The 12,633-nt window shown below is 59.5% G+C and carries 15 protein-coding genes; 7 read left to right on the top strand and 8 right to left on the bottom strand.

Annotated features, from left to right (window positions below):
• Positions 1–2: 2 nt before the first annotated feature.
• Entirely contained in the window at positions 3–557 is a 555-nt protein-coding gene (locus HU739_RS02615) for a TetR/AcrR family transcriptional regulator (RefSeq protein ID WP_186546537.1), read from the bottom strand.
• A gap of 126 nt (positions 558–683) precedes the next feature.
• Between HU739_RS02615 and HU739_RS02610 the strand changes: the two genes are divergently transcribed.
• Together HU739_RS02610 and HU739_RS02605 are read left to right on the top strand one after the other, a co-directional pair.
• The gene (locus HU739_RS02610; protein ID WP_225922795.1) at positions 684–1,304 is read left to right on the top strand and encodes a DJ-1/PfpI family protein; all 621 of its coding nucleotides are present in this window, start codon (positions 684–686) and stop codon (positions 1,302–1,304) included.
• A gap of 115 nt (positions 1,305–1,419) precedes the next feature.
• The gene (locus tag HU739_RS02605) at positions 1,420–1,950 is read left to right on the top strand and encodes a DUF2867 domain-containing protein (protein WP_186546541.1); all 531 of its coding nucleotides are present in this window, start codon (positions 1,420–1,422) and stop codon (positions 1,948–1,950) included.
• A gap of 33 nt (positions 1,951–1,983) precedes the next feature.
• Here the strand turns inward: HU739_RS02605 and HU739_RS02600 are convergent, their stop codons facing one another.
• From HU739_RS02600 to HU739_RS02585, 4 genes are all read right to left on the bottom strand, one after another.
• Positions 1,984–2,718: an NADPH-dependent F420 reductase gene (locus tag HU739_RS02600; protein WP_264082134.1), complete on the bottom strand. Its 735-nt coding sequence runs from the start codon at positions 2,716–2,718 to the stop codon at positions 1,984–1,986.
• Positions 2,719–2,735: 17 nt separating this feature from the next.
• Positions 2,736–3,608 (bottom strand): isocitrate lyase/PEP mutase family protein, encoded by an 873-nt coding sequence (locus HU739_RS02595; protein WP_186546544.1) that lies wholly within the window; start codon positions 3,606–3,608, stop codon positions 2,736–2,738.
• A 25-nt stretch (positions 3,609–3,633) separates the two neighbouring features.
• Positions 3,634–4,941, bottom strand: coding sequence for a C4-dicarboxylate transporter DctA (dctA, locus tag HU739_RS02590; protein ID WP_186546545.1), 1,308 nt, complete (start codon positions 4,939–4,941; stop codon positions 3,634–3,636).
• A gap of 102 nt (positions 4,942–5,043) precedes the next feature.
• Positions 5,044–6,213, bottom strand: coding sequence for a mandelate racemase/muconate lactonizing enzyme family protein (locus HU739_RS02585; protein ID WP_186546547.1), 1,170 nt, complete (start codon positions 6,211–6,213; stop codon positions 5,044–5,046).
• Between the two features lie 98 nt (positions 6,214–6,311).
• Here HU739_RS02585 and HU739_RS02580 point away from each other — a divergent pair, with 98 nt between their 5' ends.
• Positions 6,312–7,187 (top strand): LysR family transcriptional regulator, encoded by an 876-nt coding sequence (locus tag HU739_RS02580; RefSeq protein ID WP_186546549.1) that lies wholly within the window; start codon positions 6,312–6,314, stop codon positions 7,185–7,187.
• A 62-nt stretch (positions 7,188–7,249) separates the two neighbouring features.
• On the opposite strand, the gene HU739_RS02575 is transcribed toward HU739_RS02580, so the two are convergent.
• Entirely contained in the window at positions 7,250–8,140 is an 891-nt protein-coding gene (locus HU739_RS02575) for an MBL fold metallo-hydrolase (RefSeq protein WP_186546551.1), read from the bottom strand.
• Between the two features lie 126 nt (positions 8,141–8,266).
• Between HU739_RS02575 and HU739_RS02570 the strand changes: the two genes are divergently transcribed.
• Together HU739_RS02570 and HU739_RS02565 are read left to right on the top strand one after the other, a co-directional pair.
• Positions 8,267–9,250, top strand: a complete 984-nt coding sequence (locus HU739_RS02570) for a GlxA family transcriptional regulator (protein ID WP_186546552.1) — start codon at positions 8,267–8,269, stop codon at positions 9,248–9,250.
• 126 nt (positions 9,251–9,376) lie between these two features.
• Positions 9,377–9,829 carry a thiol-disulfide oxidoreductase DCC family protein gene (locus HU739_RS02565; RefSeq protein WP_186546554.1) on the top strand — a complete coding sequence of 151 codons (453 nt, stop codon included), beginning with the start codon at positions 9,377–9,379 and terminating at the stop codon, positions 9,827–9,829.
• On the opposite strand, the gene HU739_RS02560 is transcribed toward HU739_RS02565, so the two are convergent.
• Positions 9,812–10,309, bottom strand: coding sequence for a DUF2269 family protein (locus HU739_RS02560; RefSeq protein ID WP_186546556.1), 498 nt, complete (start codon positions 10,307–10,309; stop codon positions 9,812–9,814). The genes HU739_RS02565 and HU739_RS02560 overlap by 18 nt on opposite strands.
• Position 10,310: 1 nt before the next feature.
• Positions 10,311–11,438: a saccharopine dehydrogenase family protein gene (locus HU739_RS02555; RefSeq protein ID WP_186546558.1), complete on the bottom strand. Its 1,128-nt coding sequence runs from the start codon at positions 11,436–11,438 to the stop codon at positions 10,311–10,313.
• A 163-nt stretch (positions 11,439–11,601) separates the two neighbouring features.
• Between HU739_RS02555 and HU739_RS02550 the strand changes: the two genes are divergently transcribed.
• Both HU739_RS02550 and HU739_RS02545 read left to right on the top strand, forming a co-directional pair.
• The gene (locus HU739_RS02550) at positions 11,602–11,817 is read left to right on the top strand and encodes a PLD nuclease N-terminal domain-containing protein (RefSeq protein ID WP_186546560.1); all 216 of its coding nucleotides are present in this window, start codon (positions 11,602–11,604) and stop codon (positions 11,815–11,817) included.
• 258 nt (positions 11,818–12,075) lie between these two features.
• The gene (locus tag HU739_RS02545) at positions 12,076–12,552 is read left to right on the top strand and encodes a hemerythrin domain-containing protein (RefSeq protein ID WP_186546702.1); all 477 of its coding nucleotides are present in this window, start codon (positions 12,076–12,078) and stop codon (positions 12,550–12,552) included.
• Positions 12,553–12,633 lie beyond the last annotated feature (81 nt).

Below are 12,633 nucleotides of genomic sequence, written 5' to 3'. Positions count from 1 at the left end.
ATTCAAATCCGCCACCCTGAACGCGCCGCTTCGAACAGTGAAAAGGCTCGACTCAAAAAACCGTTGAAGCGCGCAGCATCACGCCGCAGCCCTGTCTGTTGACCCCCAATCAGGCACAGATGAGCCATCTGCCCGACCAATTCTGCTTCACCTGGCAGATGGACGAAGCAACGGCACGTCTGAATGGCGAAGTCCAATCGCCTTGCGTCGACGCGCTGCTGAAACTCGCTGACCAACGGATCGTGCAGCGACCAGGCGCGGATGGAAATTTCCCGCCCGGGTTGTTTCTCGGCGGCGATACTCAAGTAGCGTTTCAGGGTCTCGCCCGCGCTACGGCCGTGGGCCGCATAAGTGAGCATGCGCTGCGTGTAGTCTTCTTCCCAGGCGGTCAGCAAACTGCGGACAAAGTCTTCGCGATTGCGGAAATGGTGATAGAACGACCCGCGGGTGACACTCAATCGGCGCGCCAGACTTTCGGCAGAAACGCCCATGTGCCCTGCGTGGTCGAGGGCCTCGAAACCCGCCGCGATCCAATGACTGCGCGTCAGTTTTTCCATCAGTCAGTGCGCTCCATGTTTAGCGCCATACAGGCTGTGTATGGCGGACAACCGATTGATACGCTGCGAACACCTACAGAAATGGCCGTTGCGTTGTGCACGCCAGCACGTTTCATGGAGTTCGCCTTGAAGAACATCGTTCTGGTTGCTTTCGACCAATTCACCGATATCGACCTGTTCCTGATGTGGGACATCTTAGGCCGCAACACGCAAGACTGGCACGTGCGGATATTAGCGGCCAGCGCGACCGTGCGATCGGCGCACGGCCTGCAGGTTTCAGTGCACGGTCCGCTTTGCGAGGCCAACAGTGCCGATGCGGTGTTGTTCGTCAGCGGCAAGGAAGGCATACCCGCGGCCCTGGTCGCCGCAGATTTCCTCCCCGCCTTTGCGCTTGACCCCAGCCGCCAGCGCATCGGCGCCGTCTGCGCCGGAGCTTTCATTCTCGAGCGGCTTGGGCTGCTCAGCGGACAAGCGACGACTCACCCGCAGGCACGATCGGGTTTGCAAGCGCTGGGACTTGAGTGTCTGGATCAGCCGCTTGTCTCTCAGGGGAACGTTGCGACCGCCGGCGGCTGTCTTGCGGCACTCTATCTGGTGGGATGGCTGGTGCAATCCTGGTTCGGTGTCGACAAGCGCCGCGCAACATTGCTTCCTGTTCTGCCAGCCGGGCAGCAAGAGCTCTATGATGCACTGATCGGGCTCAGTATCCGCCAGGCAGAAATTGGTGTTTCGGCAGCCTCCAGCTGATCCCTCCCCGCTCAGCGAGGCTATGGACCTCATCGATGCGTGGGCATTCATATGCGCACGACCGCCACATCGCATGCCTTTTCATTAGCCGGTAGAAACTCAGGAGAGATACCCGATGCCCCAGGAATTTGAGCCCGTTATGGCTGTGCCAGTCCCCTCGGGGTCCAGCATCGCCCACTTTTACACGTCAATGAATCTGGCGGACGCTTTCGCGATTCGGCTCCCTGCGGGCACCTGCGACGATGCGGATTTACTGGCCCGATTCATTCTTTCCAACCAGCCATCCTGGGTCGGATGGCTCATGCAAGTGCGAGACACCCTCGTGCGCTGTTTCGGTCTCAAGACAGCCAGGCAATTGGCAGCGCTGGCTGATCGGGTGGCTATCTTCAAGGTATACAGCACCAACCAGACTGAGATCGTATTGGGAGAGGACGACAAGCACCTCGATTTCCGGATATCCATCCTGTGTTCTGCAGAGGCAGAGCCTGACGGCAGTCGCCGACTGGTTTTTTCAACGGTGGTCCAGTGCCACAACCGTCTGGGCCGGGCCTACATTTTCGTTATTGCCCCGTTTCACCGCTTGGTTGTCAGGGCCAGCCTGCGTCGTGCCGCGCGCCTCGGCTGGCCTCTGGCGACTTCTGCTTAAGTGCCCAGTCGCCGTCCCCGCCAGCCCTTGCGATCACGCCGTCATTTGCCGATTGGTGGCGACAATCTGCTCATGGGTGAACTCGCTGCCGGGCGCCATGAAACGAGTCATCAACGCATCGCGGTTCAGCGGCGATCGAGCCTTGTCCGCCGCATCGAGCGCCAGCTTCAGGGTCGGCAACGTCAGCTCGGTGCAGTACGCCGGGGTGCCGGGTTGCTGACGCCACGAGTCGTGGAGAGTCCCCGCAACCAACGCGGTAAAGCCCGTATCCGCCACAAGACTCTGCACGAGGGCCAGAGCACCGGGATCATCCCCGGCGACCGGTAAGGCAATACGCACCGCAGCGCCGTCAGGTTGGCCCTTTTCAGCCAGCGTGGCGGCGAGCACGGCGTTCCAGGCCTTGATGACCGGGCGGCCGATCTGCTCGCTGACCCAGACGCTCTCGGGCTTGCCGTCATCGACATCCTTGATCGCCCCGTCACGCTGCGGATAGTAATTGGAGGTGTCGATGACAACGACCGATGCAGGCACCTGACTCAGTGTCTGCTTGAGATCCGGGTATTTTGCGAAGGGGATCGAGAGAATGATGACGTCCACCCCGATCACCGCCTGCTCTTTGCTCACCGCGTGTGCGCCGATGGCGTCAGCAAGATCCTGAATACTGTGCGGGTCTTTCGAATTCGCCAGTTTGATGTGATGGCCGCACGCAGCCAGCTTGCGCGCCAGCGTCGCGCCGATGTTGCCAGCGCCGATAATGCCGATGTTCATTTCAATAGTCTCCTGCATCAATTCGAAGCCTGTGCTGACTTCAACCAGTTCATTGCCCACTCGCGGTAATCGTCCGAGCGCGTATATCTCTCGAGCAGCTCGGGCAGGGAAAGTTCGCGCCCCTGCACACCACTTTGCTCGCGCAGCGTCGCATATGTCGCTTCGATCGCCGACAGATAAGGCGCATGGCCGTTTACCACGATCCGCACATTGGCGGCGCTGAGCCGCTCGATATCGCGCAGTGCAGGGTTGGCGTAGTTGATCAGCATGATGGGCACCGACAGATGCGCCGTCAGCGCGTGCAGGTGCTCGAAGTCCTCTACGCCGACAAGGCCGATCGCATCGGCGCCTGCCTGTTCATAAGCGCGGGTGCGCGCGACGGAGTCTTCAATGCTGGTCACGGCTGCGTTCGTGCGGGCAATGATGCTGAGCGCCTGATCCGAACGGGCGAAGCGCGCAGCGTAAATCTTGCTGGCGGCCTCTTGCGTCGCGATCAGACCCTGCGCCGGCGCGCCGTAAGGCGCCGGCAGGTGGGTATCCTCCAGCGTCAGTGCGGCGACTCCGGCTTTCTGCAACTCTGTCACGGTACGCATCACATTCAGTGCATTGCCATAGCCGTGATCGGCATCGGCAATCACCGGAATCTGGCTGACCCGCCCTACCCGGCCAACCTGTTCGACATACTCATCCAGAGTGAGCAAAGCAATGTCCGGCGCGCCGAGCACTTGCAGCGACGCAACGGAGCCGCCCTGTATGGCAACCTCAAACCCCAGGTCGGCGGCCATTCGCGCCGAAATGGGATCGAACACCGAAGCGGCAAACTTGCAGACGGAGCCGTGAAGCAACTCGGCGAACGCCTTGCGCAAGTCATGGTGGGATCGCTCAATCATTTTTCGTTCCCCCTGCATTCGCCGATTACTTCTGCGCCAACAGGGCTTTTCTCGCCGCCTTGTCATGCTTCATCGCCGCAATCTCACGTTCGCACGCCTCGACGTCAAACGAGTTGTCCCACTTGGCAATGGCGATGGTGCCGATGCCGTTGCCGATCAGGTTGGTCACCGCTCGCGCCTCGTTGAGGAAGCGGTCGATGCCCAGCAACAACACCAGTCCGACCAGGGGAATCGAATGGATGGTGGTCAGTGTTGCCGCCAGCGTCACAAACCCCGCCCCCGCTACACCGGCCGAGCCTTTGGACGTCAACAGGAACACGCCGAGCAGAATCATCTGATCCATGAACGTCAGAGGCGTGTTGGTCGCCTGGGCGATAAAGATCGCGGCCATGGTCAGATAGATGCAGGTGCCGTCCGCATTGAACGTGTAGCCGGTGGGCAAGACCATGCCGACCACGGATTTCTTGCAGCCGAGCTTTTCCAGTTTGATCATCATTCGCGGCAGCACCGCTTCGGTCGAACAGGTGCCCAGGGTGATGAGGATTTCATCCTTGAAGTAACGCAAGAACTGCATCAGCGGCATGCCCGACCATCGCGCCACCGCGCCCAGCACCACGACAATGAAAATCAGCGTCGTGATGTACAGCGCCACCAGTAACTGCCCCAGCGACAGCAAGGTGCCGATGCCATATTTGCCAATGGTGAACGCCATGCCGGCACCGGCACCCAGCGGCGCCAGACGCATGACCATCGCGACGATCTTGAACAGGCCTTGCAGGAACAGGTCGATGGTGTTGATCAGCGGCTTGCTGGTTTCGCCCATTTGCACCAGAGCAACCCCCATCAACACAGACAGCAGAATCACCTGCAGCATGACGCCATTGGAGAACGCACCGAGAAAGGTATGCGGAATGATATTGAGGAAGAACTCGACGAGACCGCCCTGCTCGCTCGCCGCCTGACTGTATTTGTTGACAGCACTGCCATCGAGGGTGCCGGCGTTGATGTTCATGCCGGCGCCGGGCTTGACCACGTTCACCACAATCAGGCCGACCACCAGGGCGATGGTGGAAAGAATCTCGAAGTAAATCAGCGCTTTCACACCGATCCGACCGACCTCCTTGATGCTGCCCATCTTCGCGATACCGACTACCACCGTGCCGAAAATAATCGGCGCCAGAAGCATTTTGATCAGCTTGATGAAACCGTCGGCAAACGGCTGCAGCTTGGCACCGATATCCGGTACGAAGTAACCGATGGCGGCACCGATCACGATACCGATCAGCACCTGCACATAGAGCTGGCTGTACCAGCGCGATTTTGAAGTTTCCACGAGAGCACCTCATTTTATTGTTGTGATGGGCGTGTGGCGTTGGCGTCGAGGATGACACCTGAAGTGGCGGCCTCACTCATCGAGGCCGCAGATGAAACGGAATCAGCCCTCGCCCAGTTCACGCATGACGGCGTACAGCGCGGACTTGGCTTCGAAGCCGACCCCCGGGATATCCGGCAGGCCGACATAGCCGTTTTCGACACGGATGCCGTCGGCGAAGCCGCCGAAAGGCTGGAACACGTCCGGGTACGATTCGTTGCCGCCCAGGTGCAGGCCGGCGGCGATGTTCAGCGACATCTGGTGGCCGCCATGGGGCACAACGCGGCGCGAAGACCAGCCCATTTCTTCCATCACTTTCAGGGTGCGCATGTATTCGACGAGGCCGTAGGACAGCGCGCAATCGAACTGCAAATAGTCGCGATCAGGGCGCATGCCGCCGTGGCGCAACAGGTTGCGCGCGTCCTGATGGGAGAACAGGTTTTCGCCGGTGGCCATCGGCAGTTCGTAGTGATTGGCCAGTTCGGCCTGAAGCGCATAATCCAGCGGATCGCCGACTTCTTCGTACCAGAACAGGTTGTACTTCTTGATCGCTTCGGCGTACGCGATACCGGTCTGCAGATCGAAGCGGCCGTTGGCGTCGACCGCCAGGCGTTGGCCGTCACCGACCACTTCCAGCACCGCTTCGATGCGACGGATGTCTTCGTCCAGCGGCACCGCGCCAATCTTCATCTTGACCACGTCGTAGCCACGATCCAGGTAGCTCTGCATTTCCGCCTTGAGCTTGGTCTGATCCTTGCCCGGGTAGTAATAACCACCCGCCGCGTAGACCCAGACTTTGTCATCGGCCACGCCGTTGCGGTAACGGTCGGCGAGCAGGCGGTACAGCGGTTTGCCTTCGATTTTCGCGACCGCATCCCACACCGCCATATCGAGGGTGCCGACCGCCACCGAGCGTTCGCCGTGGCCACCCGGCTTTTCGTTAGTCATCAGGGCTTTCCAGATGGCGAACGGATCGAGGTTATTGTTCTCGTGATCGATCAGCGTTTCCGGATCGGCTTCTGTGACCCGCGCCAGAAAGCGATCGCGCATCAACGCGCCCTGCCCGTAGCGACCGTTGGAGTTGAAGCCGTAACCGATGACCGGTTTACCGTCGCGAATCACGTCCGTGACAACCGCGACGACCGAGCAGGTCATCTTCGAAAAATCGATGTAGGCATTGGCGATGGGCGACGCAATAGAGACGGTTTTTTCACGGATATCGACGATACGCATGACGGGTTCCTCTTGTTGTGGTGGCCCCACGTTATGCTTTGCGATGACACCCGCCCAATGCTATTAATGCCGCGCCCTATGCACAGGAGGCATTGCCCTTGGAACTGGTTTGGCTTGAGGATTTTTCCGCGCTGGCCGAGTACGGCAGCTTTGTCCGGGCCGCTGAAGCGCGGCACGTTACGCAGCCGGCGTTCAGTCGCCGCGTGCGTTCGCTGGAGAATTGGATGGGCGTCGACCTGTTTGTGCGCACCCCGCAGGGCGCGACGTTGACTGAGGCCGGCAGACAGATTTTGCCCAGCGCCCAGGAAGCGGCCCGGCGTCTATATCGACTGCGCTCTGAGGCGCAGGAAGTCGCCGGCATGGCGGCCAAGCAGCTGCAATTTGCGGCCACTCACTCGCTGTCGTTCACGTTCTTTCCGCGCTGGTTGCGAAGTGCAGAGAATGGCGCGCCGATCGATGCGGTACAGCTGCATTCCGACAGCATGGCCGTGTGCGAGCAGATGCTGATTCATGGCCAGGTGCAGTTTCTGTTGTGCCATCGTCACCCCGACGTTCCGCCGTTGCTGGCACCTGATCAGTTCATTGGAAAAAAGGTCGGCGAAGATGTACTCGTGCCGCTGGCAAGTCCTTCCGCGCAGTGTGGAACCGCCCCTGAAACCCTGCCCTATCTGGCTTATACCCACGAATCCGGTCTGGGCCGAATCGTTGCGCACAGGCTTCACGGCAAGGCCGATTATCTGCACCTCAAGCCGCTGTTCAGCAGCCACCTGGCCGCGGTGCTGATGTCCATGGCACTGGAAAGCAAGGGTGTGGCGTGGCTACCGAAAAGCCTGACGGAACAGGAAATGGCTGACGGTCGTCTGGTCAGGGCACTTGATGAAAGCTGGGACATTCCCCTGGAGATTCACCTGACGCGCCCGACCGCGCCGATCAGTCCTTCAGCCGAAGAGTTCTGGGCGAAACTGGGCGAGTGATGTGCCAATCGTCCGCGTAAGCCCGGGCGCGTCGGCGACACGCCCGGGCAGAGGTGAATCAATCAGAACTGCTGCGACGTACCGTCCGCCGGGATGTCCACGCGGCTCTCAATGCCGTGCTTTTGCACATAGCTGCGCAATTCGTCGCGGGTCAGGGACATGTGGTTGATCGCGTCCATGTGCACGGCAACGATTTTCGCGTCTTTCGCTACCTGCGTCGCTCGCAGGACGTCTTCCTCGCCCATGATGATCGAGCCTTCGTAACCGCTCATTTTCGCTTTGCCAGCGTTGAGAACGATCACTTGCGGGTGAAACTTCTCAATGGCCTGATCGACTTCCTTGCGCCAGACGGTATCGCCGGCGAGGTAAAGCGTTTTATAACCCGGGGCCTGGAACACCACGCCCATGGCCTCCCCCAACGGTTTGGCCAGGGCCGGCACGGCGTACATTTCGTCGGTGCCGTGCTGTCCGCCGGTCTTGGTGATTTTAACGCCACCGAACTCGGCCTCATTGGTCAGCACATGTACATTCTTGAAGCCTTGCGAACGAATCAACTGCGCATCTTCTTCATGCTGGGCGAACAGAGGGATGTCTTTTGGCAGCACTTTTTGCGCGGCGTCATCCCAATGATCAAGGTGCGTGTGCGTAACGATGACGGCATCGACGCCGGCAATCACTTGCTCAGGGGACTCGGTCAGGTCAACCAGCGGGTTACGCAGGTTGCTGCGGTAGGTGTTTTCGAACCCTGGATACGTGCCCTTTTTGGCGAGCATGGGATCGATCAGAAAAGTCGTGTCGCCGTAGGTGATTTTCACCGTGGCGTTACGTACTTGTTGCAGATTCAGCTTGTGTGCGGCTTCAGGCTTCGACCGCGTTTCGGTCTCTGCGAACGCTGGTGCAGTCACCGTGGCGCAAGCAATGCTCAGGGCAATTGGAAGCGTTTTGAGTGTCATGAAAATCATCCTGTTCGTTAATGAATGCGTCCATTTTTGCTGAAATCTGCCGTAGCCAACAGTGGCCTGGATGACATTTATCGATATAATCGGGCCAACTCGACACAGTGAAACCGAGACTTCCTTATGCCCTCCATCCGTGTTGCCGTACTGGCGTTCGACGGCGTCAGCCTTTTCCACCTGTCGGTGCCGGGCATTGTCCTGGCGACGGCCAATCCGGCGTCCACCGAGCCCCGTTACGAGATCAGCTACTGCGCGGAAGTCCCGGGCATGATCAGCAGTGACCAAGGCATTGGCCTGGCGATCGGTCATGGGCTGGAATTGATGGCGGTGTCCGACGTCATCATCATTCCGGCATGGGGCGATCAATCGATGACGCCTTCGGCAGCGCTCGTGCAGGCCCTGCAACTGGCCCATGCCGAAGGCAAGTTGATCGTCGGTTTATGCCTCGGCGCCTTCGTGCTGGGCGATGCTGGCTTGCTCGATGGCAAGGAGGCGACAACACACTGGGCGGCACGCGACGAGTTCGCGCAACGTTTCCCCAAGGTTCGGTTTCGCCCCGAGGTGCTGTATGTCACCGACGACAACCTGATGACCTCGGCGGGTACCGTGGCGGCCATCGACTGCTGTTTGCACCTGATACGCCAGCGCTTCGGTGCGGATGTAGCCAATCACACGGCGAAAATGCTGGTCACGCCACCGCACCGCCAAGGCGGCCAGGCGCAATATGTCGAGCACCCGGTGCCACAGCTGTCGAGCGAAACGCATTTTTCTGAAGTTCTGGCCTGGGCCCGCATGAACTTGGGGGAGAACCTGTCGCTGGACCTGTTGGCGGAAAAAGCCAGGATGAGTCGACGCACCTTCACCCGTCGATTCAAGGAAACCACCGGCACGACGGTGTCCAAATGGCTCAACGCTGAGCGCGTGATCAGAGCGCAGGCGTTACTGGAAACCACCGATTTGCCGGTTGAATGCATTGCAGAAGAAGCCGGGTTTGGCACACCTTTGTCGTTACGGCAGCAGTTTGCGGCTCACTTGGGGACGTCGCCGTCGGACTACCGAAAGATGTTTTGTCTAGGGGTGAAGCGGGACAGCGGTGCACAAACGTGATGAGCCGGGCGGCTTGTTTTGTCCGGGTTCGAATTGATTACAGCGGCGCGGCAGCCTCTCACTGTCGAACCTGCGCCTGTTGATCGAGGTTATCATCGTGACGACTGCTGCCAAGGACATCCGCCCATGCTCTCCACGAAAACCCGCCCCACCCCCGCACCGCTGCTGCAGCCCGGCGAAACCGTGGTGTTGTTTGATGGCGTGTGCAAACTGTGCAACGGCTGGGCACGGTTTCTGATTCGGCATGATCGCCAGCGCCGTGTGCGCCTGGCAGCAGTGCAGTCGCCCGAGGGCCAAGCGTTGCTGGCGTGGGCCGGTTTGCCGTTGGATGAGTTCGACACGATGGCAGTGATTCGTGACCGGCAGTACTGGGAGCGTTCGGATGCGTTTCTGGAAGTGGTCGGGCAACTGCCTGGACGCTGGCAGCCGCTGAAGCTGCTGCGCGTTTTTCCGCGTCGCCTGCGCGACTGGGCGTACGACCGCATTGCGCTGAATCGCTACCGGCTGTTCGGCAAATACGACACTTGCCTGCTGCCAACAGCAGATCATGAAAAGCGTTTTCTAAAGGCCCAGGGTTAAGCCGATCAGTTGCAGCGGCGTTATCTTCGTCACCATCATCAACACGATGGCAAACATCCCGGCGAACCCGCAAACGCCCATCCAGAACCACCATCGATACACGCTGGCGTAGCGACTCTCCAAGGGCTGGCCGCTCGCCTCGGCGCCCACAGCCATTGCATGCAGGCGTTTTTGCAACAACAGCACCGGCAGCCACAGTGCGCCCACGCAAACGAAGATGACCAGCGAGGTCAGCAGCCAACCGGTACTCATGGGCAATCCTGAAAGGCGCATCAGCAGATAGCCAGTGATGATCTGCACGAAGCCTGCGGGCGTGGTGATCCATGCATCAAAGCGCACGACCATCCGCGCCACATGCGCAATCACTTGCGGGTTGCCCGTGCGGCTGGCGGCGATCAGGTAAAGATACGAGCCCATGCCGAATCCGAACAGGAAAACTGCGGCAATCACATGCAGATATTTGATGCACAGATACAACATCTCAACGCTGCCCTTGCGAGAACTGCACCGACAGGCTCAGATTGGCCGGATCGTTGATTGCCGCCAGGTATTCGGCAACGCTGATTTCACCCACGCAAGGCCGTGCGCCGGATTGCGGCACATAGCCCGAGGCCATTTTCACGGCCAGAGCCACGGCCGCGCAGCTGGGAATTTCCGGGCCTTTGTCATTCAGCGCGGTGAGTTGAGCGGTCATGGTCAGCGGCTTGCCATCAATGCCAATGCCACGGACATCGATGTACATCGCGCTCTTGCCATCGCCGAAACGTTCGAACCGCATGCCCAGACGATGCAGCCTTGCTGCCCAGCGGGCATGATCACGCACCAGGCCGAACCGCAGGGCTTGCGCCAGCAACGCGTTGGCCACGCCGCCGAGCTTCAGGCCGGCGCCCGCCTTGAAACTCAGGGTCTGCGCGCCGTAGCGACGGGCGAAAATATCCATATCCGGCACATCGACATTGGCGAGTAGTCGCGTGCCCAACTGCGGCATCTTGCGCAGGGAAAGGTCGAGCCAGCCCAGCACTTCATGCACCTGGCCATGCCTGAGTTGCCTGATCGGTTTGCCGGCGTAGGCCAGCACGCCTTCCACCGTGGACAGCCCCGGCATCTTCGCCGAGGAAGAAATGCCATGCTCGATCGAATCGATGCATGAGAAACGATGGCGCTGCTCGTCGATGATGGCTGACGACAGCGTCGGCACCGAACTGCAACCGCTGAGGATCGCCACGCCCGCCTGTCTGGCGCTGGCATCGAGCGCACCGATGCCGTTGACGAAGGTGCGGCAATCGGACAGGTCGCAGTAGTTCACGCCGGCACCGATGCAACTTTCGGCGACCGCGTAGGACTGCCCTTGAAACGGCCCGCCGGTATGCACCACCAGTTGAATGTTTAGTGTACTCAACGCGGCTTGAAATCCAGCGCCCATCGCATCACCGCACCAGCCTTCGCAGGCACGGCCCGACCGCGCGTGCAGCTCATCAATCTTGAGTTGCAACTTGCGCGCATCGCGCCCCGACAGCACCAGCTCAACCTGCGGCATCACCGCCAGATGCCGACAAACGATGCTGCCGAAATTACCGTAACCACCGACGACCATGACCCTGAACGCCATCTCACTGTCCCTGTTCTATCTATCGTGGTTTGGAGGATATAGGGCACAGCGGCGATCAGAAATGAAATTTGAAACCGGATATGGCAACAGCCGCTGCCGTCCAAAAAGAATGAACCCGACGCCGCTTGCACCACCTAACCCATAGACCATCAGGAGGTAGCCTATGCAAATCGAAACCGTGTGGATCGTATTGGCGGTCATTCTCGTGCTGATCGAGCTTTGGGCCATCAACCGGGTGCGTAAAAGCGAGGGGAAATCGAGTAACAAGGGCGTGTGGATTGTGTTGATCGTGTTCGTGCCGTTGTTCGGCTTGATCGCCTGGGCGTTGGCGGGGCCCAAGCATGTCGGCCACGTTTCGTCTTCCCAAGCGAACCGATGAGGCAGCGGGTGCATGCCCGGTCCATTCGTTGCAACAAAACCAGCCCGGCACTCGCCGGGCTTGTTATCTGCAATGCCTGATCGGGGGCATTCATGCAGGCTGCACGAAAGCGCAAGAGCTTAACCGCGCCAAAGCCTTGTAATACCGGGGTTGGCGCTAAACGAAACGTTGGCACGACTCCTGCGAAAGCTTCAGGGAATACACAGCAGCGCCAATCAGACGCTGTGTTCTATCCGTGAAAAGCAGAGGCCTAAAATAATGAATGCCATCGACCTTCTCAAAGCCGACCATGAAAAAGTAAAAGCCATTCTCAGCCAGTTGAGCGAGTCAACCGACCGGGCGCTGAAAAAGCGCGTCGAGTTGCTGGGCAAACTGGAAATGGAAATCACCATCCATACCCGCCTTGAAGAAGAAATTCTTTATCCCGCCTTCAAAGAGGCCGGCAGCAAGGAGGAGGACGTCATGTACTACGAAGCCAAGGAAGAACACCGCACCGTGGATTCGCTGGTGCTGCCTGACCTGAAATTGACCGATCCGGGCACGCCGGAATTTGCCGGTCGCGTGAAGGTGGTCAAGGAGCTGCTGGAGCACCACATCGAGGAGGAAGAAAAAGAAATGTTTCCTCAGGCGAAAAAACTGTTGGGCAAGGCGAAGCTCGACGAACTGGGTGCGCAGATGGAGGCCATGAAGGCGAGCTACAAGAAGGAAATGGCGGCAGGCAACCTGGCCGCGTGAAAGTACTGGAACACCGAGGCCCGGCAGCGTTGCCGGGCCTTTTTTTGTGTGGATTTTGTGGGTTGCCTTGAATGGCGAGTA

Source organism: Pseudomonas hamedanensis, from assembly GCF_014268595.2.
GTDB lineage: Bacteria > Pseudomonadota > Gammaproteobacteria > Pseudomonadales > Pseudomonadaceae > Aquipseudomonas > Aquipseudomonas hamedanensis.
This window is presented reverse-complemented; position numbering and strand designations above follow the sequence as displayed.